Raw genomic sequence first — 21,042 nt, 5'->3', positions numbered from 1 at the left:
TGCTCCGAACGGGTGATTGTGGGGCGGGGACGTTTCGGCGTTCCCGCCCCGACCCGCACTTTCGTGTTTTCGCGCGGCCGGCACGTCGGCTCCGATGTGGCACTCTGACGCCGTGATCGGGACCGGTTGTGCGGGCGGCGGGGGCTGTGCGCGATGAGCGTTGGCGGGCGGGACGCCTCACAGGACGACGGTGAGGTACGGGCCGGGGGCCGGATCTCACCGCAGGCGCCGGGCCGGGGCGGACGTGCGGAGTTTCTCTCCGGCGGTGTACCGCCCCAGCGTGAGCGGCGCGAGGGCGACATTCTGCCGCCGCGGGAGATCCCGTCGGCCGACGGCGACCTGGTCGCCCGGATGAGCTCGGGCGACGACACGGCGTACGAGGAGCTGTACCGGCGTCACGCCGACGCCGTACGCCGTTACGCGCGTACGTGCTGCCGGGACGCCCACACCGCCGACGACCTCACCGCCGAGGTCTTCGCGCGGATGCTCCAGGCGGTGCGCGGCGGTTCGGGCCCCCGGCACGCCGTCCGCGCCTATCTGCTGACCTGCGTCCGGCGCGTCGCCGCGGGGTGGACGCAGTCGGCCAGGCGGGAGCAACTCGTCGACGACTTCGCGGTGTTCGCGGAGCGCGCCGCCCGCTCCGCCGAGACCGCCGGGCACGACACCCTCGACGAGGGCGCCGACGTGAGCGCGATGCACCAGGCGGAGCGGTCCATGGCGATGCATGCCTTCCGCTCGCTGCCGGAGCGCTGGCAGGCCGTGCTGTGGCACACCGAGGTCGAGGACGAGTCGCCGAGCGAGATCGCCACGCTCTTCGGCCTCGACGCCAACGGCACGCGCGTCCTGGCCAGCCGGGCCCGCGAGGGCCTCAAGCAGGCGTATCTCCAGGCCCACGTCAACGCCACCCTCATGGGCGACGAAGAGTGCGCCCGCTACGCCGACCAGCTCGGCGCCTACGCCCGTCGCCGCCTGCGCACCCGGGCCGAACGGGGCCTGCGCAGGCACCTGGACGAGTGCGCGAGGTGCCGGCTGGCGGCCCTGCAGATCGAGGAGGTCGCCGGCACCATCCCCGCGGTCGTCCCCCTGGCCGTACTCGGCTGGCTCGGCGCACCGGGCTACGCCAAGGCGGCGGCGATCCTGGCGGGAGGCTCGGCAGCGGGCGGCGTGGCCACGGGGGCCACGGGGGTGGCAGGCAGCGGGGCGGCCGGCGTCACGGCTGCGGGCACCGGGGCAACGGGAGCCGCAGGGGGCGCGGCTGGCAGCGCGACAGGCGCGGGCACCGCAACTGCCGGTGGGGCGACGGCAACCAGCGGAACGGCCGGAGCCACAAGTGCGGGCATCACGGCAGGCAGCGGCGCCGGCGGCGCTACCGGCGGCGTCAGCGGCGCGGCGGGCGGTGTCAGCGGCGCTGCCAGCGGTGTCAGCGGGACTGCCGGGGCTGCCGGCGGGGCTGCCGTAGGAGGTGGGGGTTCTTCGGTGGCGGGTGTCGGGGGAAGCGGCGGGGCGGCCTGGGACGCGGGGGGCTTCGCGAACGGCGGCGTGGGAGCCGGTGCCTCCGGCGGGGCGGTCAAGGCCGGTGTCGCCGCCGGGGTGGTGGCCGTGGCCGCCGTCGCGGTGGTCGCTCTCGCGCTCGCCGGTGACGACAGTCCCGGTGAGCGGCCCGAGGCAACGCCCTCCGTCTCGGCGCCGGTCGTCCTGCCGGAAGAGGCGACGCCCAGCCCGGCGCAGCCGCCGATCACGCCGTCGCCGGCGTCCGGCCGCCCGTCGGCGGCGCTGGAAGAACCCCTTTCCGGACCTGCGCAGATCCTTCCCGTCCATGCAGTCGAGCCCGCGCCCACGCCGACCGCCGCCGAGCCTTCGGCGGCTCCGGCGGCCGCGCCGGCGTCCTCTGCGCCCGCCCCGGACCCGACGCCCACCCCTGCACCGCCTCCGCCCGCCCCGGCTCCCTCCGTCTTCCGGTTCGGCGAGCTCGACTTCGACGTCGTGGGCGACGGTTCCCGTCCCGAGATCCGGCTCGCCCGGAGCAGCTGGGTGTGGCAGCACGACCGTGCGGCCGTCGCCGACCGGCGCTTCAGCTCAGGCGTGACCGTGCACGGCGACTCCTCGGTCACCGTCGAGCTGAACCGCGCCTGCACGGCGTTCGACGCCCTGGTGGGCGTGGACGGCCTGACGCGAGGACTCGGCGACGTCTCCTTCGTCGTCCACGCCGACGGAGTCCCGCTGTGGACGTCCGGCGCGCTGGAGGGCGGCGACCCCGCCGTGCCCGTCCATGTGGACCTCGCCGGCCGCAGGACCGTCCGGCTGGACGTGGAGGCGCGCGGCCGCCTCGGTACGGTGGCTCTGGCCGACTGGGCGGAGTCGCGGTTCACCTGTTCCTGAGGGTCACCCGCCGGAGGACACCGCCCGCCGCTGCGGAGCGATCCCCGCGGGGACCGCGCGGGAGCGGGCCGGGGTGCCCGTCCAGCAGGTGCCCCTGCGGGCGAGGAGGCGGCGCAGCCACAGTTCGAGGGAGACGAGGTCGGCGAGGCCGTCCAGCGGAAGGGGTTCGCCGGCGGCCGCCCCGCGCAGCGCCTTGCGGACGACGCGGGCCTCCACCAGGCCGGCCTCGGCGAGGAGGGGTGCGTCGAAGAGGGCGAGCAGCGGGTCCGTGGCCATGCGCAGGCCCGCTCGGGCCGCCGCCGCGGTGGAGGCCTGGGAGGGCGCGCCCCAGCCGGTCGGCAGCTCGGCCACGCCGGCCCCCTTCAGCACGGTGCGCAGGATCGCGGCCCGCGCCCCCGGCTGCACGCGCAGCGTCTCCGGCAGGGCGCGGCAGGCGCGGACGACCTGGTTGTCGAGGAACGGGGCGTGCAGCCGCTGGGAGCGGAGCTCGGCGGCCTGCTCCAGGATGCGCAGGTCCGCCGCGTACCGGGCCAGTGCCGCACGCGCGCGATAGTCGCCGGGGCGCTGGCCGGGCCCCACCCCGGCCCGGTGGGCCGTGCCCTGGAGACGAACCGATACTTCAGCGAGCGCCTCGCCGGTCAGCCAGCGTGCGGCGGGCCCCGGCCCGCCCCAGGCGAGGGCCGCCAGCGAGGCCCCGACGGCTCCCGCCGCGTCCCCGGGGTCGTCGAAACGGCGGTGCAGGAGCCGGTCGGCGAGGTTCTCCACGCCCGCCCGGTAGGGCGTGCGGGCGAGTCTTCGGGCGGCGCCGTACACGCGCGCGGGGACCAGCACGGAGCCGTCCGCCTTGGTGAGGGCGGCGACGGGGCGCACGAGGTGGCGTCTCTTGCGGTCCATCAGCAGGTCGGCCAGGCGCGCCGGGTGGGCGTCGAGGACCTGCCGGGCGCCGTACCCGGTGAAGTGGTCGGCGCTGCCCGCGGCGAGACGGGCGCGGTGCCGGGCGGCGGTCACCAGGCTCGCGCCGGGCTCGTCGGTCAGCGGCCCGTCGAGATCGGCGTACGGCAGCGTCTCCTCGCCCCCGGGGACGACGACGTGGTGCAGGCGCGGGCCGGCCGCGAGGGCGCCGGCCCGCTCCAGTTCCGCTTCGTGGCCGCCGACGGCCAGGTCGTTGAAGGTGACGGCCAGCAGGCGTTCACCGGCGCCCGTGCCGTGGCCCAGGACGGTGCCCGGCATGCCGGGCAGGCCGGCGGCGAGCAGCGCGAGGGTGGTGGAGGCTGGGCCGCCGGAGAGGTCGGCGCCGATGCCGGGCACGGGCATCCCGCGCGCGGCCCGGCGTTCGGCGGGCCCCATTCCGGGCACCGGCCCGGGATCGATGTCGGGGACGTGGCGCGGCGCGGACAGACGCGCGCGTACCGCTTCTACGAGCGCGTCGCGTACGGCGTCCACCGCGCTGTCGGGGTCGACGGGGGCCGCAGCCACGGCGAGCGAGGCGACCTGCTCGTACCCGGCGATCTCGCGCGCCCCGGCGCGCAGGATCAGCGCGTGCCCCGGCGGAATCCGTCGCACGCCGTCGTAGGGGGTGGAGTCGTGGACCGCGGCCGGGACGTCGGGGGCGGCGAGCAGGGCGGCCAGGTGGCCGAAGTCGAGGTTGGCCTCGATGAGGTCGGCCAGCGGCAGGGCGGCCGTCGCGTAGGCGGTGCCGCCGGCCCAGGGGGTGTGGAACACCGGGCGCGCGCCCGCCAGATCACCGCAGACGGTGATGCGGCGTCCGACCTGGACGACCGCGGTGTAGCTGCCCGGCCAGGCCGTCAGATGCCGAAGTGCCCCTCCGCGCGCGGCGAACAGGCCCACGCGCAGCTGTTCGTCGGTGGCGCCGCAGGTGCCGAGGACGGCGACGCGGGTCTGGGCGTCGGCGCGGACGACGCGGACCTCGTCGGGGCGCCAGTCGCCGACCGCCCACAGCGGGTCGGGGTCGCCCCACAGGAGCCGGGAGCCCACGGGGTGGAGGGTCTCGCCGTCGTGACCGATCCGTCCGCCGTCCTCGCCGGCGTAGACCTCCGGGCCGCCGTAGCCGTCATGACGTCCCGTTCCGGGGCCGCCGAGGCCGCCCATGCTCCCCGTCCCGGGGGCGCCAGGGCCGGTGACTCCCGTGGCGGCGCTGCTCCATCCCACCAACCACCGCATCGACGCCTCCACAGGCTGTGGACAACCAGTGCACCGTACGAACGGTTCACATGCTGCCACGAAGAGCGCGCCGCAGAAGGAGGTGACGCCGCTTGCGATCCCCGCAGTGCGCCCCTGGAGCGCCCCCACGCCGACCGGGAGCGTTGCGCGAACTCCCGCACGGGGAGCGCCGGCAGTCGCACACGCCCCGGCGTGCGCGACACGAATGCGCCCCCTGTACGCTCCCTCAAACCGCCTCGTGCGCCGTCGATTTCCATGGTGAGAAGCGCGAACGCCAGCGGAACACAGGGTCGATTTTCGGCCAAATCCGGCACGCGCGACGGCCGTTGACGCAGCCTCGCACACGCTCCGTACACAACCGCGCCCTCGGCCGGGCGCGTCGATCCGGGAGGCGGAGAACGCCCCCCGGACCGCTCCGCCGCCCGCGGGGATTGTGGCGGCGGCATCCCCCAGCCCACTGGATCCAGTACAGCGGGCCGACCCACGCCCGACCATGGAACCGCTCTCCCCAGGGCCGCAGAAGAGCGCACGGGCGGGCGCACGGCCACATGGCGGGAGCACGCCGCAACCGTCCGTGCCGACGCCCGCACTCGCGTACGGACCACAATCCCGCCAACCGGAAGAATGCCCCTTAACGCTTGGGATGCGGCGAACTACGCTGGGTTTACGAATGCCGCGTGGTTATGCCAGCGCGGCAGCCGTCTGTGTCGAGGGGTGGCGCAATGTCCAGGGAGCAACGCGGGCCGAACGAAAAGCTCGGCGCCGTTCTCGCCCTCGCGGGAATCAGCAACGCCGGACTCGCCCGACGTGTCAACGATCTCGGAGCTCAGCGCGGGTTGACGCTCCGCTACGACAAGACGTCCGTCGCGCGCTGGGTGTCGAAGGGCATGGTGCCGCAGGGCGCCGCACCGCACCTCATCGCGGCCGCGATCGGGCAGAAACTCGGCCGCCCGGTGCCCCTGCACGAGATCGGCCTCGCGGACGCGGACCCCGCGCCCGAAGTCGGCCTCGCCTTCCCCAGAGACGTCGGCCAGGCGGTGCGCTCGGCGACCGACCTGTACCGCCTCGACCTCGCCGGCCGACGGGCCGGCGCCGGGGGCATCTGGCAGTCACTGGCCGGTTCGTTCGCAGTAAGCGCGTACGCCACGCCCGCCTCACGGTGGCTGATAACCCCGGCCGACAGTTCGGTGGCGCGGGAGGCGAACTCCGGCGACGGCTCCGGCGCACCGCTCAAGGTCGGCCACAGCGACGTGCAGAAACTGCGCGAGGCCGCCGAGGATGCCCGCCGCTGGGACTCCAAGTACGGCGGCGGCGACTGGCGTTCGTCGATGGTGCCGGAGTGCCTGCGGGTGGAGGCGGCCCCGCTGCTGCTCGGTTCCTACTCCGACGAGGTCGGCCGGGCCCTGTTCGGCGCCTCCGCCGAACTCACCCGCCTCGCCGGCTGGATGGCCTTCGACACCGGTCAACAGGAAGCCGCGCAGCGCTACTACATCCAGGCGCTGCGCCTCGCGCGTGCCGCCGCCGACGTCCCCCTCGGGGGCTACGTCCTGGCGTCCATGTCCCTGCAGGCGACCTACCGCGGCTTCGGCGACGAGGGCGTCGACCTCGCGCAGGCCGCTCTGGAGCGCAACCGGGGACTGGCCACGGCCCGCACGATGAGCTTCTTCCGCCTCGTCGAGGCACGCGCCCACGCGCGCGCGGGAGACGCCCTGGCCGCCGGCGCGGCCCTCAAAGCCGCCGAGAGCTGGCTGGAGCGCGCCCGCGACGGCGACCAGGACCCGTCGTGGCTCGGCTTCTACTCCTACGACCGCTTCGCCGCCGACGCCGCCGAGTGCTACCGCGACCTGAAGGCGCCGCGCCAGGTGCGCCGCTTCACCGAGCAGGCGCTGTCGAAGCCGACGGAGGAGTTCGTGCGCTCGCACGGGCTCAGGCTCGTCGTCTCGGCCGTCGCCGAGCTGGAGTCCGGCAACCTCGACGCGGCCTGCGAGCAGGGGGTGCGCGCGGTGGAGGTGGCCGGGCGGATCTCCTCGGCGCGCACCACCGAGTACGTCAAGGACCTCCTGCACCGCCTGGAGCCGTACGGCGACGAACCGCGCGTGGTGGAGCTGCGGGAGAGGGCTCGGCCCCTGCTGATGACTCCGGCATAGCGCCCATCGCGCAGTTCTCCGCGCCCCCTCAAGGCGCTGTACCTCCCGGCGTTTGAAGTGACTGTCAGTGGCGCAGGGCACTATCGGAGGCGGAGGTGGTGCAGGTGGTGGCGTACGACTGCGATGTGCTCGTCATCGGGGGCGGCATCGTCGGGCTGTCGACGGCGCACGCGATCACGCGTGCCGCGCCGGGGACACGGGTGACGGTGCTGGAGAAGGAGCCCGGACCGGCCCGGCACCAGACGGGGCGCAACAGCGGGGTCGTCCACAGCGGGATCTACTACCGGCCCGGCTCGCTCAAGGCACGCTACGCGGTGCGCGGCGCCGCCGAGATGATCAAGTTCTGCGCCGAGTACGGCATTCCGCACGCCGTCACCGGCAAGCTGATCGTCGCCACCGATCGGGCCGAGCTGCCCAGGCTCCACGCGCTCGTGCAGCGCGGCCGGGAGAACGGCATCCCGGTGCGCGAGCTGGGCCCCGCCCAGATCACGGAGTACGAGCCGGAGGTGCGCGGGCTCGCCGCCATCCATGTACGCACGACCGGCGTCTGCGACTACACCGCGGTCGCCCGGCAACTGGGCGAGGCGTCGGAGGCGGAGATCCGCTACGGCGCGCAGGTCGTGCGGATCGACCGCCGTCCGGAGCGGGGCGTCGCCGTGCGCACCTCGCGCGGGGACGTCGTGCGCGGGCGGGTGCTGGTGAACTGCGCCGGCCTGTACTGCGACGAGGTCGCCCGGCTCGCCGGGGACGAGCCCGGAGTGCGGATCGTGCCGTTCCGGGGGGAGTACTACGAGCTGGCGCGGCCCTCTCTGGTGCGGGGGCTGGTGTATCCCGTGCCGGATCCGGCGTTCCCGTTCCTCGGCGTGCACCTCACGCGCGGGATCGACGGCGAGGTGCACGTCGGCCCCAACGCGGTGCCCGCGCTGGCCCGGGAGGGGTACGACTGGGGGGTCGTCCGCCCCCGGGAGGCGGCGGCCACGGCGGCCTGGCCGGGGGTGTGGCGGATGGGCCGGCGGCACTGGCGCTACGGGGTGGGCGAGCTGCGGCGGTCGGTGTCGAAGGGCGCGTTCGTCGACGCGGTACGGCGGCTGCTGCCGGCGGTGGAGGAAGAGGACCTGGTGCGCGCGCCGGCCGGCGTCCGCGCCCAAGCGGTGCTGCGGGACGGCGCCCTGGTCGACGACTTCCTGATCCGCGAGGCCCCCCGCACGATCCACGTGCTGAACGCCCCCTCCCCCGCGGCAACGGCCTCCCTCCCGATCGGCCGCGAGGTGGCCCGCAGAGCACTCGGTGCGCTGGGGGCACTGTGAGGGGGTCCGCTGGAGGCTCGAGGACCGGACCCGCGGAGTCCCCTGTAAGGGGGCCTGCCCGGGGCCTCGGCTGAGCGGGCCTACCGGAGGCCTCGGTGAGCGGGCGGGCCGGAAGCCTCGGTGAGCGGGCCTGCCGGAGGTCTCGGTGCGCCGGCGGGCCGGCCCCTGTAAAGCGGGCCCGCGCTGCCCGGGCGGGCCGCTGCCGCGGCGCGTACCCCGCCGTGCCGCCGCAGGTGGCGCAGTCCCGTCGCCGCCGGGCCGGCCGCCCCCTGAGCGGGCCGCGCTGCCCGGGCGGGCCGCTGCCGCGGCGCGTACCCCGCCGTGCCGCCACGGGTGGCGCGGTCCGGTCGCCGTCGGGCCCCGCCTCCCTCGCGGGGGCACGTAAAATCGACCCACTGTGTCTGATTTCCTGAGCTCCGAGTCCTCCGCCCACGGTCATGCCCCGGGTGAGTCCGTCCGGTACACGCGGGCCAAGGGCGAGCCCCGTTTCCCCGACGGGCCCAAGGCCGATCCCGCCGGTTCGCACTTCGAGCGGCGGATCCGCAGTTTCCAGCCCCGGCGGAGCCGGGTGACCGCCGGTCAGGCCGACGCGCTGCAGCGGCTGTGGTCCAAGTGGGGCCTCGACATCGACGGCCGCCCCCTCGACCTGGCCGAGCTGTTCGGCGACGACGGCCCCGTCGTCCTGGAGATCGGCTTCGGGATGGGCGAGGCCACCGCGCAGATGGCCGCCGCCGACCCGGACACCAACGTCCTCGCGGTGGACGTGCACACCCCGGGCCAGGGAAACCTGCTCGCCCTCGCGGACCGCAACGGCCTGGCCAACGTGCGCGTCGGCAACGGCGACGCGATCATCCTGCTGCGCGAGATGCTCGCCCCGGACTCCCTCGGCGGGCTGCGCGTGTACTTCCCCGACCCGTGGCCCAAGAAGCGGCACCACAAGCGGCGCCTCATCCAGCCGGAGTTCCTCGACCTCGCCGCGACGCGGCTGAGGCCGGGCGCGCTCCTGCACTGCGCGACCGACTGGGAGCCGTACGCGGAGCAGATGCTCGAGGTCCTCACCGCGCACCCCGAGTTCGAGAACACCAGCCCGGACGGTGGTTTCGCGCCACGTCCCGACTTCCGTCCGCTCACCCGTTTCGAGGGACAGGGGCTGGACAAGGGTCATGTGGTGAACGATCTGCTCTTCCGCCGCGTACAGCACGGGGAGCGCGGGGATCACTGACCGGCCGAAATCCCCTACACCGCCGTCCTCTCGCTCGTTAGGGTCGATGCCGTGGCCATCAGTCCGCCGTTTCCGCCGTACCCGCCGGACCCCGGCACCGCAGCCGAGGGCGTTGGGCTCCGGCACGCGCACTGGTGGCAGCACAAGTGGGTCCGCTACGGCGCCCTGATCATGCTGCTCGCGCTGTCCGGACTGGTCATCCTGGCCCTCGTCCGGGAACAGACCGGCACGCAGGGGTTCCTGGTGGGCCTCGGGCTCGCGGTCCTGCCCGTGCCGCTGCTCATAGCCGCGTTCCGCTGGCTGGACCGGGTCGAGCCCGGCCCCTGGCGGAACCTGATCTTCGCGTTCGCGTGGGGGGCGTGCGCGGCGGCGCTGATAGCGATCGTCGCCAACAGCTTCGCGACGAGATGGATCGCGACCTCGACCGCCGACCCCTCCAGCGCGGACACCCTCGGCGCGACGGTGATAGCCCCGGTCGTCGAGGAGTCCGCGAAGGCGGCGGCCGTGCTCCTCGTCTTCCTGTTCCGCAGGCGGGACTTCACCGGGCTGGTGGACGGCGTCGTGATCGCCGGCGTCACCGCCACCGGCTTCGCGTTCACCGAGAACATCCTCTACCTCGGCACCGCGTTCGGCACCGACCAGCTCAGCGGCGACAGCGGCATCGCCTCGGTGACAGCGGCGACCTTCTTCGTACGCGTCATCATGTCGCCGTTCGCGCACCCCCTGTTCACCGTCCTGACCGGCATCGGCTTCGGCATCGCGGCGCTCTCCGGAGAGGGCCGGCGGGTGCGCCGTGTCCTCCTCCCGCTGGGCGGACTGCTGCTCGCTATGGGCATGCACGCCTTCTGGAACGGCTCGTCGGTCCTGGGCGCGTGGGGGTTCTTCGCGGTGTACGGGGCGTTCATGGTGCCCGCGTTCGGCGTGCTGACCTGGCTGGTGGTGTGGACGCGGCAGCGCGAGCTGGGCACGGTCCGCGAGGAGCTGCCCGTGTACGCGGCGGCCGGCTGGATCACCCCGGCGGAGCCGTACGCGCTCGGCTCGATGCGGGCGCGCCTGCTGGCCCGCAAGTACGCCCGGCAGCACCTGGGCAAGCCCGCCGCGCGGACGGTCACGCAGTACGAGGCCTACGCGACGTCGCTGGCGTTCCTGCGGCACCGGGGGCGGCTCGGCCGGGCCGGCGCCGACTTCGTCTCCCGCGAAAGGGAACTGCTCGACGAGCTGTGGCGGCGCAAGGACGTGGCCCGGCCGGCGCTGGAGCACGCGGCCCGTATGACGGCCCCTCCGGTACCGGTGACCGTGCCGCCCTGGCCGGTCCACGGGATGTACGGGCACCCGGCGCCGGGGCCCTTCCCGCAGCCCGGCCCCGGCGGCCCGGGGTCGTACGGGGGCTACGGGGCGCCCGGGGCTTACGGGTCGCACGGGGCACCCGGCGCCTACGGGTCGCATGGCGTGCCCGGCGCCTACGGGTCGTACGGGGGGCACCCGCACGCCGCCGGGCCCACGGGACAGCCGGAGCACGCCGGGCAGCCCGGGTACGCGGGGCAGCCCGCACCCGTGGCCGGACCCGGATACACCGGGCACACGGGGCTTCCGACCTACCCGGGCCACACCCCCTACGGGTGAACCCGAGGAACGGCACCCGCCCTCAGGCGTCCTGACACTCGTGCAAGGCCCACGGCACTCCGGCGCCGCTCACGCGGACGCCTCCGTCAGCCGCGCGACCTCCGCCTCCGTCAGTTCGAGTCCGCCCACCGCGAGCAGCGCCGGCAGCTGGTCCACCGTCCGCGCGGAGGCGATCGGCGCGGCCACCGTCGGCTGGGCGGCGAGCCAGGCCAGGGCCACCGTGGCGACCTCGGCGTCGTGCGCTCGGGCGACCTCGTCCAGGGCGACCAGGACCCGCCGGCCCCGCTCGGTCTGAAGGTGCTTGGCCGCGCCCTCGGCCCGCGCGCTGTCGACCGTCGCGCCGGGCCGGTACTTGCCGGTGAGGAAGCCGGAGGCGAGCGAGAAGTAGGGGACGGCGGCGAGTCCGGCCTCGGCGGCGGCGTCCTGCAGCGCGCCCTCGTAGGTGTCGCGGGAGACCAGGTTGTAGTGCGGCTGGAGGGCCACGTACCGGGCTAGCCCCTCACGGTCGGAGAACTCCAGGGAGGCGCGCAGGCGATCGGGCGAGATGTTGGAGGCGGCGATGTGCCGCACCTTGCCCGCCTTCACCAGCTCGTCGAGCGCGCCGACGATCTCCTCGACGGGGACCTCGGGCTTGTCGAAGTGGGTGTAGTAGAGGTCGATGTGGTCGGTGCCGAGGCGGCGGAGGGAGGCGTCGGCGGCGGCCTTGATGTTGGCGGCGGTCAGCCCCTGGTAGTCGGGGTGCTGACTGACCTTCGTCGCGACGACGACGTCGTCGCGGTTGCCGCGCGCCTTGAGCCACTTGCCGATGAGGGTCTCGGACTCACCGCCGCTGTTGCCCTCGACCCAGGCGGAGTAGGAGTCGGCGGTGTCGACGAAGTTGCCGCCGGCGGCCGTGTAGGCGTCCAGGACGGCGAAGGTGGCCGCCTCGTCGGCGGTCCAGCCGAAGACGTTGCCCCCGAGGGCCAGCGGGAAGACCTCGAGGTCGGAGGAACCTAGCTTGCGCAGAGAAGTCATGCCTCACTTCAACGCGACGGCCGGAGGCGCGCATTCCGCACCTCCGGCCAAGAGTTCGCAAACGTCAGGGCAACCTCAGGGGTTGAGCCCCTTGTCCCGCAGCCAGGCCGCCGGGTCGATGCCGGAGCTGCCGCCGCCGGGGTGCACCTCCAGGTGGAGGTGGGCGCCGGTGACGTTGCCGGTGGCGCCGACGCGGCCGATGACCTCGCCGGTGGTGACCTTCTGGCCGACGCTGACGCTGATGGAGGACTGGTGGGCGAACCAGATCTCGGTGCCGTCGTCCAGGGTGAGCTCGGTCTTGTACCCGTACGACCCGTCCCAGCCGGCCGAGGTGATCGTGCCGCTGTGCACGGCCTTGATCAGGGTGCCGGTGGGGGCGGCGAAGTCGAGCCCGGTGTGGTGCCCGGAGGACCAGTAGGCGCCGGCCTCACCGAACGTCGAGGTGAGGGTGTACGAGGAGGTCGGCAGCGTGTACTGGCCGGCGAGCTTGGCCAGGCGCGCGGCCTCGGCCTTCTCCGCGGCTTCCTCGGCGGCCTTCTCCTTCGCGGCGGCGGCCTTGGCCTCCGCCTCCTGCTTGGCCTTCGCGGCCGCGTCGGCCTCGGCCTTGACGGCGGCCGCCTGGGCTGCCGCGGCCGCCTTGGCCTCGATCTGGGTCTGCTGCGACTCGGCCTGCGCCATGATCCGGCTGCGGAGCACCTCGCCGGCGTCGGTGGTGCTCTCGGCGACGGTCTGGTCCACGGCCGCGGCGGCCACCGGCTCGGCGGCGACGCTGCCGAAGGCGGCGAGGGCCGGCGCGCTCTCCTGGGGGGTGTCATCGTCGGAGATGAGGGAACCCACGGAGGGGAGGTCCGGCATGGAGATGGAGACCGGCGGCTTGCCGGTGTTGGCGCTGGCCATGCCGGCGCCGCCGACGGCGGCTATGACGCCGACGCCGAGAACGGTGGAGCTACGGGCGAGGCCGCCGCGCTGCTTGGCGACACGATGCCGGCCGCGAACCGGGCGAACGGACTCCGCGGTGGGGTTCCATTCCTCCCAGGGGCCCTCGTCGGTGCGGTAGCTGCCATAGCCGAACGTCTGGCTGGGCACGGAGGGGGCTTCTGCGGCAGGCCGGTTGGACGCCACGCGGGCGTACTCCTTTCCTTCCGTCGCCTACCGGGTTAGCTGACGGGTTCGGAGCGGGAAGGTCTCCTACGCGCGTAAACCGGCCGTTGTCATACGGCGGCTACGCGTGATTCACCCCATGGTGGTGGTTCCCCGGTTCCCTTGCGGGATTCGGCGCGTGCGCACGGAGCCGACTCTTGTGTCGGCTGGGACGACCGCGCTGCGTTATCGAACGTTAATAGACTCCGGGGCATGTTTCCAAGCCGTTCTTCTTGATCAACAACATTTCTGGCCTGGACGTTCTCCCCAGGAGCGGTGAAAAACGGGCGAGTTGACCGCCCCCTCCACCCCCACGGGTCACCCCTGAACCGGACACCGCAGGTGACGGGCGCTCAGGCGTCGTGCACAGGGCGCTCGCCCGATCACTGGACGTGATGATGATCAAGGAAGGCCACTCCTCCCGGGCGGTACACGCCGTAGCTCTCCGGAGGGAGACGCACCGAGGGCCGGAACCCAATGGGTTCCGGCCCTCGGCCTTCAGTAGCGGGGACAGGATTTGAACCTGCGACCTCTGGGTTATGAGCCCAGCGAGCTACCGAGCTGCTCCACCCCGCGTCGGTATGACACCAGTGTAGACCATGCGCGGGACCCCGATTGACCACCGGCCTGTCAGGGGCGCTCAGGGCCCCGGACAGGCCGGACACCGGGGTGCGCTCAGGGCGCCGACAGGTGGCTGTTGGGAGCTTTGGCGCGCTCCTCGTACTCGGGCAGCACCAGCACCTCCACACCCGCGGACGCCAGTCGCCCGCTGCCGTCGGCCTCGCGGACGAAGGTGTCCGGCTCCCGCCAGGCCGTCACCACACGGCGGACGCCCGCGTCCAGGATCAGACGGGCGCAGGGGGCCGGCCGGGAGGAGCGCTGGGCGCAGGGCTCCAGGCTGCTGTACACGGTCGCCGTGGCCAGCCGGGGATCTGCGGGGTCGATCTTCGCGAGGGCCGCCTCCTCAGCGTGGACGACCGGATCGCCGGCCTCCCGCGAATGACCGCGCGCCAGCTCCGTCCCGTCGGCGGCCACCACCACCGCGCCGACGCTGAACGCGGTCCGCGACGGCGGGCAGGCGGCCGCCAGCTCGCAGGCGAGGGCCAGCCAGTGCCGGTCGGCTGCGACGGGCAGCGGGCCGGCGCCGGGCGCGGTGGGCTCGTAGCGGGTGAGGACGACGTCCTCGATGCGCCGCGTCTCGACCAGCCGCAGCCGTCCGCCCTGGTAGCCGCCGGGGCCGAAGAGGCGGGGCGCGTCGGCGTCGCCCACGAAGAGGGGGGCCAGGACGAGCTGGATCTCGTCGGCGAGGCCTTGCTGGAGGAGCTGGGTGTGGATCGTCCCGCCGCCCTCGACCATGAGGCGCCGCACACCCCGGACGTCATGCAGGTGTTCGAGGAGCCGGCGCCAGTCCAGGGCCGGGCCGAGCGGGACGACGTCGGAGGCGATGCCGAGCGAGCGGGCGCGCCCGGTGCCCTCGTCGGTGGTGTAGACGACCTTCTCGCCGCCCGTGTGCCAGAAGTTCGCCGCCGGGTCCAGCTCGCCGGTGCCGCTGACCGTGACCTTGAGCGGGTACTCCGGGCGGCCCGCGGCGACCCGGGAGGCCCTGCGGTCCGGGGAGTTGACCAGGAGCCGGGGGTTGTCCGCGCGGATGGTGCCGGCGCCGACCAGGATGGCGTCCACCGAGGCGCGCACCTCGTCGACCCGGTCGAAGTCGGCGGGGCTGGAGAGCAGCAGGCGGTCGGGGCCGGTGTCGTCCAGGTAGCCGTCGAGGGAGACGGCGGCGGACAGCAGGACGTACGGGTACGGCATCGCGCGACCTCTCCCTTGGTTCAAGTTTGAAACAAACTTACACTGGTGGCATGACGACCCGCTGGCTCACCCCCGAGGAGCAGCGCGCCTGGCGCGCTTACGTCGCCGGCTACCTCCTCCTGGAGGACGCCATCGACCGGCAGCTCCAGCAGGAGGCCGGCATGCCGCATCTCTACTACTCCATCCTCGCGAACCTCTCCGAGTCGCCGAAACGCCGGCTGCGGATGACGGACCTCGCCGAGCGGCTGAAGATCACCCGCAGCCGGCTGACGTACGCGGTCACGCGACTGGAGAAGGACGGGCTGCTGCGGCGCGAGGACTGCCGCTGGGACCGGCGGGGGAGCGTCGCGGTCCTGACCGACGAGGGCATGACGGTCCTGGAGAACACGGCGCCCGGCCATGTCGACACGGTCCGGGCCTTCCTGTTCGACCGGCTCACCCCCGAGCAGGTGGGGCAACTGGAGGAGATTTTCACGCAGGTCACGCGGGGACTCCAGGGCGACGGCGCAGAGAGCGCGCCGGAGGACCTCCCCTGGCGTCGCCGGTCGTCGCCGTGCTCCGGGAACGAGTGAGGCCGGCCGCCCGCACCCGCGCGCCGCATGGCCCACGTCACAACCGACGGCAGTTGCTTCAAACTTAAAGCATGGGATAGCGTCAGGCTCGGTCGATCTGCTTCAAAACTGAAGCATCCGTTCCCGGACCGGGAGGACCCTCATGCCCGACACCCCTGCCGCCACCCCGCGAGCCCGAGTCCGGGTGCCGCTGCGCTTCGGCGACGGATACTCCGTCGACGCCGAACTGGTCACCTTCCACGGCCTGGCCGACGGCCAGGAGCACGTCGCCGTGGTCCTCGGCGACCCCGGCCCCGTCCCCCTGGTCCGACTGCACTCCGAGTGCCTGACCGGCGACGTCTTCGGCTCCGCCCGCTGCGACTGCGGTCCCCAGCTGCGCGAGGCGGTCGAACGCATCGCCGACCGCGGTGGCGTGCTGCTCTATCTGCGCCAGGAGGGCCGCGGCATCGGCCTCTACAACAAGCTCGACGCGTACGCCCTCCAGGACCAGGGCCTGGACACCTACGAGGCGAACGCCGCGCTCGGCCTGCCGGAGGACGACCGCGACTACACGGCCGCCGCCCAGATGCTGCGCGCCCTGGGCATCTCCGGGCTCGACCTGCTCTCCAACAACCCTGACAAGGCAGGCCAGTTGCGGGCGCTGGGCATCGACGTCCTCGACCGGGTGCCGACGGGCGTCTTCACCACCGAGCACAACGTCCGCTACCTGCGGGCGAAGGTCCTCCAGACCCAGCACACGCTGCCGCTGGCGAGTCTCACCGAACTGAGCGTCGGCTGAACCCCCCTGACGCCGCGGGACTAGACCGTCTCCACGACCCGGAACGCCAGGCACACCACGGGCGTGTCGTCCTCCACCGGCGCACCCTCGGAATCCCAGAAGCGGCGGTGTCCCGCCCGCCACTCCTCCAGGTCGGCGTCGCCTTCCCCCTCGGCCGCCGCGTGCGCCCAGGTCACCTCGGCGAAGGCGGTCCGCTCGACGCCGGTGACCTCGACGGTCGCGACGCGCACACCGTCGACGTCGACCAGAGCGAGACGCTCACCGACGTACTCCAGCCCCTCGGTCTCCTCCACGTACTCCGCGAGCAGCCCGGTCGTGGCCCTCTTCGCCCCGTCGAGGACGAGGGAGTTGAGCCTCACCCGCATCTCGTCCGGGCTGCCGAGCTCCAACGCCCGCATACCGTCGACCCGTGGCCACATCGTCGTCTCCTTGCCCGTAGGGGTCCGGCTCAGGGCCCGCCTGCACCGGCCGGCGGGCCGCCGAACGCGGCCACCCGAGCAGCATGATGGTCCCCGCACCGACGATCACACCACTGCATATCGCCTACACGCCGTGCGCCCGCGCCACCAGATAAGGGTCACGCCCCAGCGCCTCCCGACTGCCGAGCAGAGTGCCGACCGCGAGCCCGAGGGCGGGCAGCACCAGAGCGGACGCGGCCCAGCCGATCCCCGGCAGAGCGTCGAGGGGGGCGATGGGGAGCCCCAGCAGGCCGCTGAGCGGACGAGCCAGCGCCGACGACGTCCCGGCCCCGACGAGCACACCGGCAAAGCCTGCCGCCCCGCCGGTCAGCACGGCCTCACCGAGCAGGATCCACCGCAGCTCGCCCCGCCCGGATCCGAGAATCCGCAACACAGCGAACTGCCCGATCCGCCCCCGGACGCTGTCCCCGGCCCGCACCGCGCCCAGCACCACGGCGCCCACCGCGAGAACCAGCACGCCGGCGCGCATGGCGAGGTCCGCTGCCCCGAAGAGCCCCGGCAGGTGCCGCACCCTGTCGGACACGGGAGACGCCGAGAACCCGTCCCGCCGCAGGGCCGCGACGGCGGCCGCCACATCCCGCTGGTGACGGACCACGACGACGGCGGACCGCGCCCCCTCCGTGTCCCGGAAGACCTCCGCCGTCTGCCCGGCCCGCGCGGCCGCCAGGAAGGCCGCCGTTCCCTCGGTGAGATAGGCCGTCCCCGGCCCGTCGACCTGCCAGCCGGGGTCGTACAGCCCGACGACCTTCAGCCGCAGCACCTCCGTCTCTCCGGAGGCGCTCCCGGTCGCCCTGGTGTATCCGAAGGCGAGGGACCGTCCGAGGAACGGCCGGAAGTCGGTCCCCTGCGCGGACGCGGGCAGGACCACCTCTCCCTCCGAGAGCGGTCCGGAGGGCGCCGCGCCCTCGACGTAGGGCAGATCATCGCCCGGCGTCAGCGTGTGACTGGGCAGGTCGTAGGTGCCGTCTTCCTCGGCGTACAGCACGGAGACATAGTCGGCGACGACCTCGCGGACGCCGGACACGCCTTCGGCGTCCCGCAGGGCGGAGGCGGTCAGGGGCCGCACCGACGCATCCCCCTCGAACGCGGACAGCTCGATCTGCGTCAGGCCGCCCGACCCCAGCACGTCCCGCTCCACTGCCCCTGCGGCGCCGCCGGCCACACCGGCGGCCGTGGTCAGGAGGGCGGCGAGCACGGCGAGGGCGGGCAGCCCCCGACGCAGGGACCGCGGCTCACGCACCCATGTGTACAGACACCACCGACTCATCCCAGAGCTCCCTCGTCCGCCGTCCCATGTGCACCGGCACCGGTTTCGGCGCCGACCTTGTCGAGCACACCGGCGTCGAGCACATAGCGCTCGTCGCACGCCTGCGCGACGGCGCCCGCGTGCGTGACGAGCAGCACCGCGGCGCCCCGCTCGGCGCAGGCGCGGAGGGCACGCATGACGGAGTCCGCGTTGTCGGGATCCAGTCCGGAGGTCGGCTCGTCGGCCAGTACGAGCGCCGGCTTCTTCACGGCGGCGCGTGCGACGGCGACCCGCTGCCGCTGCCCCCCGGACAGCTCGGCCACCGGCGAGCCGGTCAACTCCCCCATCCCCAGGTCGGCGAGCAGCTGTTGGGCCACGGCCCGGTGCCGGCCCAACCGGGGCCCGAAGGCGGCGGCGACGTTCTCCCACGCGTTGAGGAAACCGAGCAGCCCCAGATCCTGGAGAACGATGCCGACCGAACGCCGCCGCAGCAGATCCCGCTCGATCCCGGCAAGGCGCGCGGTGTCCGTCCCGGCGATGCGCAAAGTCCCGGCGTCCGGCGAGAGGATCAGCCCGAGCAGAGCCAGCAGCGTGCTCTTCCCCGACCCCGAGGGCCCTTCGACGGCTGCCATGACCCCGGCGTCGAGCCGTAGATCCGCGGATACGAGACCGCCGCCCGACCCGCCGTACCGGAAGGCGAGGCCTTCGGCCAGGACGGGTGGAGCTGAGTCGGTGCACATGGGGGAGGCGTCCTTCCGAGAGGGGCCCCGGGCGTGGGGCCGGAGTTCGGCGTCAGGCGAGGAGGTAGTAAGCGGCTCGGGTCGCCTCGGCGGACGCGGCACCGCCCGGCGCGTCGGCGTACAGATCGGGGTACTTCGCGTCGCGGTAGCGGTCGAGCAGACGGGGGAGCCCGTCCCACCACGTTTGCGGGATGCTCCGGTCGGAGGCGAGCGCCGCCTGGACCGCGTCGGAGGCGGTCGCCAACTTCCCCTCACGCAGGGCCCGCTGGGCCTGCCCGATGAGATCGGCGTGCGCGGAGAGCTGCCGCGCCCGGCTCGCGCAGCCCGCGTCGGCGAGGACGACCACGATGCGCAGCGAGGCGTCGGACAGTACGGCGTCCTCGCCGGCGGGCAGGTCGACGGCGGTGCGCGGGCATCCCAGCCCGAACTCCGCACGCGCCGCCATGGTTCCGTACCAACTCCGCTGGTTCGCCTCGGTGAGGCGGGTCGGAACCGCCAGCGCGGCGGCCTCCTTCACGCCCTTGTCCGCCTGCGGTCCGCAGGCCAGGGACAGCCGGTGGCACGTCATCGCCAGCAGAAGCCGGTCCGAGGCCTCGAGTGCGGGATCGGAACCCATCTGCCGGAGACGCTTCTTGAGCCAGTGTGGGGTGTGCGCCTGCCGGGCGCTGGCGGTGAGGGCACGGGCGGCTTCGTAGGTGGCGGTGAGGGTGCCGAGCTGCGTCGGCGCCTTGGCGACGAGGCCGTCGGGACGGACGTCGCCGACAGCGGTGGGCAGCGAGGACGCCGGGCGGTCGGCCGCCAGCATGAGCGCACGCCTGGCCAGCCACCGGGTCTGCGTGTCCGGATCATGCAGGACCGGCAGCAGACAGGTCTGCGTCTGCCGCGTCACCTGCCGACGCAACAGAGCCAGCGCGGCACGCTGAACAGGTTCTACGGCCGTGCAGTCGGCTGCCGCGGCGGTGTCGGCGTCCCTCAGTGCCCGCGTGGCACGGGCCTTCACTCCTACGTCCCGCAACGCCTCGACGGCGTAGAGCGCCGGCGCAGGCTGCTCGGCCCGAGCGGTGTCGGCCGCGAGGCGGTCGAGCGTCGCGCGGGGCACCTCGTCGTCGACGCCCAGACAGGTCACCGTACGGAGGAAGGCGGCACGGGTGGCGAGCGAAGTCAGGGCGTCGTCCCCGCGGTCCGGTGCCCGCAGGTAGGCGAGAGCCTCGCTCACCGCCCGGCGCCGGAGCCCGGCCCGCTCCAGAACCTCTCCCACACCCAGGCTGTTCGAATCCGCCAGCGCCAGGCACACGTAGTGCGCCTGCCACGCGGGAGTGTCCAGCATGTCGGTGCGGACGAGGTCCGCCAACGCCTCCCCGTCGAGCGCCGGGACCTCACCGCCGGCGAGGGCCGCCTCCAGCCGTCCGAACGCGGTCGGATACAGGGCGGGGTCCCGCCCCACGTCGGTACGGCCCGCGCGCACCAGATCGTTGGCGCCGCGCAGCGCGTCGAGCTGCGCGGCCAGGTGGCTGCCCGGAGGTTCCGGACGTTCGACCACTCCGCCGCCGGTCATCGAGACGGCGAGCGCCCCGGCGGCCACCGCCATCGCTCCCGCGGCGAGCGCATGACGACGGCTCGGACGGCGCGCCCCGCCCGGAAGAAGACTGCTCCTCACGCGGCCGCTCCGCTTCACCTCGTCGCTCAGTCGTTGGCGCAAGCGGAAGCGAACGCTTTGACACCGGATTTGAAGGCGCCGCCGTCGGAGCAGGTGGTGATGCTCGTGTTCAACGAACCGCCCGGGTCGGCGATGCCGTTGATGTCGGCGATCCAGGTGTTCTCGTTGGTCCAGCTGACCTGCCGGGTGTTCTCACTCACCTGCGTCCCGCTGGGACTCAGCGCAAGGGTGGCCTGCCAGCCGTTCGCCTTGACGGTGGCCATGTTGGTGATCTTGCTGACGTTGTACTTCACGCCGCCCTTCTTGGCCTTGGTGGAGGTCTTGAAGGAGCACTTGTCGGCGTAGGCGCTGCACTGCCAGGCGTTCACCTCAAGCTTGGCGCCGGTGCCGGGCAGAGCCGTCGAGGCGGAGTCGGAGATGGCCACGCTCGGCGTGACGTACCCCATGACCAGCGCCGAGACGAGCCCCGTGGTCAGCAACGTCCTCTTCATCGTCGATCCCCCGTGTTCATGCGTCACCGTCCACACGTCCTTGATTCAGACGCCGCACAGTACATGCCGCACATTCCAGAACATGTGCCTGAAAACGGCACAGCAACGCGCCCGTCCCCGACACCGCCAACCCGGCGACGAGAGCACCCCACCCGAGGCCAGGGCGCGTTTCCGGCCCGAAAGACAGCACCACGCCCAGCCACCCCGAACCCCCGGCATCGACCGCCGAAGGCCGGCGCTGATTCACCCGCGAGAGG

16 protein-coding genes, 1 tRNA gene and 1 riboswitch are annotated in these 21,042 nt (G+C 73.6%); of the genes, 7 read left to right on the top strand and 10 right to left on the bottom strand.

The window, feature by feature from the left end; translation table 11 throughout:
- Positions 1–153 precede the first annotated feature (153 nt).
- Positions 154–2,379, top strand: coding sequence for a sigma-70 family RNA polymerase sigma factor (locus ACIRS4_RS34090; RefSeq protein ID WP_404203439.1), 2,226 nt, complete (start codon positions 154–156; stop codon positions 2,377–2,379).
- A 3-nt stretch (positions 2,380–2,382) separates the two neighbouring features.
- Here ACIRS4_RS34090 and ACIRS4_RS34085 read toward each other — a convergent pair whose 3' ends face one another.
- Positions 2,383–4,560, bottom strand: a complete 2,178-nt coding sequence (locus ACIRS4_RS34085) for an asparagine synthase-related protein (RefSeq protein ID WP_404203438.1) — start codon at positions 4,558–4,560, stop codon at positions 2,383–2,385.
- 722 nt (positions 4,561–5,282) lie between these two features.
- On the opposite strand from ACIRS4_RS34085, the gene ACIRS4_RS34080 reads away from it, so the two are divergent.
- The 4 genes from ACIRS4_RS34080 (at position 5,283) to ACIRS4_RS34065 (ending at position 10,859) form a co-directional block, all read left to right on the top strand.
- Positions 5,283–6,707: an MFS transporter gene (locus ACIRS4_RS34080; protein ID WP_404203437.1), complete on the top strand. Its 1,425-nt coding sequence runs from the start codon at positions 5,283–5,285 to the stop codon at positions 6,705–6,707.
- Positions 6,708–6,805: 98 nt separating this feature from the next.
- Positions 6,806–8,014, top strand: a complete 1,209-nt coding sequence (lhgO, locus tag ACIRS4_RS34075; RefSeq protein WP_404203453.1) for an L-2-hydroxyglutarate oxidase — start codon at positions 6,806–6,808, stop codon at positions 8,012–8,014.
- A 397-nt stretch (positions 8,015–8,411) separates the two neighbouring features.
- Positions 8,412–9,236 carry a tRNA (guanosine(46)-N7)-methyltransferase TrmB gene (gene trmB, locus ACIRS4_RS34070; RefSeq protein ID WP_404203435.1) on the top strand — a complete coding sequence of 275 codons (825 nt, stop codon included), beginning with the start codon at positions 8,412–8,414 and terminating at the stop codon, positions 9,234–9,236.
- Between the two features lie 51 nt (positions 9,237–9,287).
- A complete protein-coding gene (locus ACIRS4_RS34065; RefSeq protein ID WP_404203433.1) occupies positions 9,288–10,859 on the top strand; it encodes a PrsW family glutamic-type intramembrane protease in 1,572 nt (523 codons plus the stop codon).
- Positions 10,860–10,928: 69 nt separating this feature from the next.
- On the opposite strand, the gene ACIRS4_RS34060 is transcribed toward ACIRS4_RS34065, so the two are convergent.
- The 4 genes from ACIRS4_RS34060 to ACIRS4_RS34045 all read right to left on the bottom strand — a co-directional run bounded on the left by ACIRS4_RS34060 (position 10,929) and on the right by ACIRS4_RS34045 (position 14,822).
- Complete coding sequence (locus ACIRS4_RS34060) at positions 10,929–11,873, bottom strand: aldo/keto reductase (RefSeq protein ID WP_404203431.1); 945 nt, start codon at positions 11,871–11,873, stop codon at positions 10,929–10,931.
- Between the two features lie 75 nt (positions 11,874–11,948).
- On the bottom strand, positions 11,949–12,995 hold the full coding sequence (locus tag ACIRS4_RS34055; RefSeq protein ID WP_404203429.1) for a M23 family metallopeptidase: 1,047 nt from the start codon (positions 12,993–12,995) through the stop codon (positions 11,949–11,951).
- A gap of 7 nt (positions 12,996–13,002) precedes the next feature.
- Positions 13,003–13,161: riboswitch (cyclic di-AMP (ydaO/yuaA leader) on the bottom strand.
- A 354-nt stretch (positions 13,162–13,515) separates the two neighbouring features.
- Positions 13,516–13,589: transfer RNA gene (locus ACIRS4_RS34050), tRNA-Met, on the bottom strand.
- A gap of 99 nt (positions 13,590–13,688) precedes the next feature.
- Positions 13,689–14,822, bottom strand: a complete 1,134-nt coding sequence (locus tag ACIRS4_RS34045; protein ID WP_404203426.1) for a dihydrofolate reductase family protein — start codon at positions 14,820–14,822, stop codon at positions 13,689–13,691.
- Positions 14,823–14,872: 50 nt separating this feature from the next.
- Between ACIRS4_RS34045 and ACIRS4_RS34040 the strand changes: the two genes are divergently transcribed.
- Both ACIRS4_RS34040 and ribA read left to right on the top strand, forming a co-directional pair.
- On the top strand, positions 14,873–15,394 hold the full coding sequence (locus tag ACIRS4_RS34040) for a MarR family winged helix-turn-helix transcriptional regulator (RefSeq protein WP_404203424.1): 522 nt from the start codon (positions 14,873–14,875) through the stop codon (positions 15,392–15,394).
- Positions 15,395–15,536: 142 nt separating this feature from the next.
- A complete protein-coding gene (ribA, locus tag ACIRS4_RS34035) occupies positions 15,537–16,172 on the top strand; it encodes a GTP cyclohydrolase II (RefSeq protein ID WP_351094449.1) in 636 nt (211 codons plus the stop codon).
- A 20-nt stretch (positions 16,173–16,192) separates the two neighbouring features.
- On the opposite strand, the gene ACIRS4_RS34030 is transcribed toward ribA, so the two are convergent.
- From ACIRS4_RS34030 to ACIRS4_RS34010, 5 genes are all read right to left on the bottom strand, one after another.
- Positions 16,193–16,591: an ASCH domain-containing protein gene (locus tag ACIRS4_RS34030; RefSeq protein WP_404203422.1), complete on the bottom strand. Its 399-nt coding sequence runs from the start codon at positions 16,589–16,591 to the stop codon at positions 16,193–16,195.
- 124 nt (positions 16,592–16,715) lie between these two features.
- A complete protein-coding gene (locus tag ACIRS4_RS34025; RefSeq protein WP_404203420.1) occupies positions 16,716–17,918 on the bottom strand; it encodes an FtsX-like permease family protein in 1,203 nt (400 codons plus the stop codon).
- Positions 17,915–18,637 (bottom strand): ATP-binding cassette domain-containing protein, encoded by a 723-nt coding sequence (locus tag ACIRS4_RS34020; RefSeq protein WP_404203418.1) that lies wholly within the window; start codon positions 18,635–18,637, stop codon positions 17,915–17,917. Before ACIRS4_RS34020 ends, ACIRS4_RS34025 begins: the two co-directional genes overlap by 4 nt.
- Positions 18,638–18,689: 52 nt before the next feature.
- On the bottom strand, positions 18,690–20,294 hold the full coding sequence (locus ACIRS4_RS34015; RefSeq protein WP_404203416.1) for a hypothetical protein: 1,605 nt from the start codon (positions 20,292–20,294) through the stop codon (positions 18,690–18,692).
- 26 nt (positions 20,295–20,320) lie between these two features.
- Complete coding sequence (locus ACIRS4_RS34010; protein ID WP_404203414.1) at positions 20,321–20,785, bottom strand: hypothetical protein; 465 nt, start codon at positions 20,783–20,785, stop codon at positions 20,321–20,323.
- Positions 20,786–21,042: the final 257 nt, after the last annotated feature.

The organism is Streptomyces sp. NPDC101166, from assembly GCF_044768125.1.
Lineage (GTDB): Bacteria > Actinomycetota > Actinomycetes > Streptomycetales > Streptomycetaceae > Streptomyces.
Note: the sequence above shows the minus strand (reverse complement) of the source record. Positions and strands in the feature narration are given on the sequence as shown.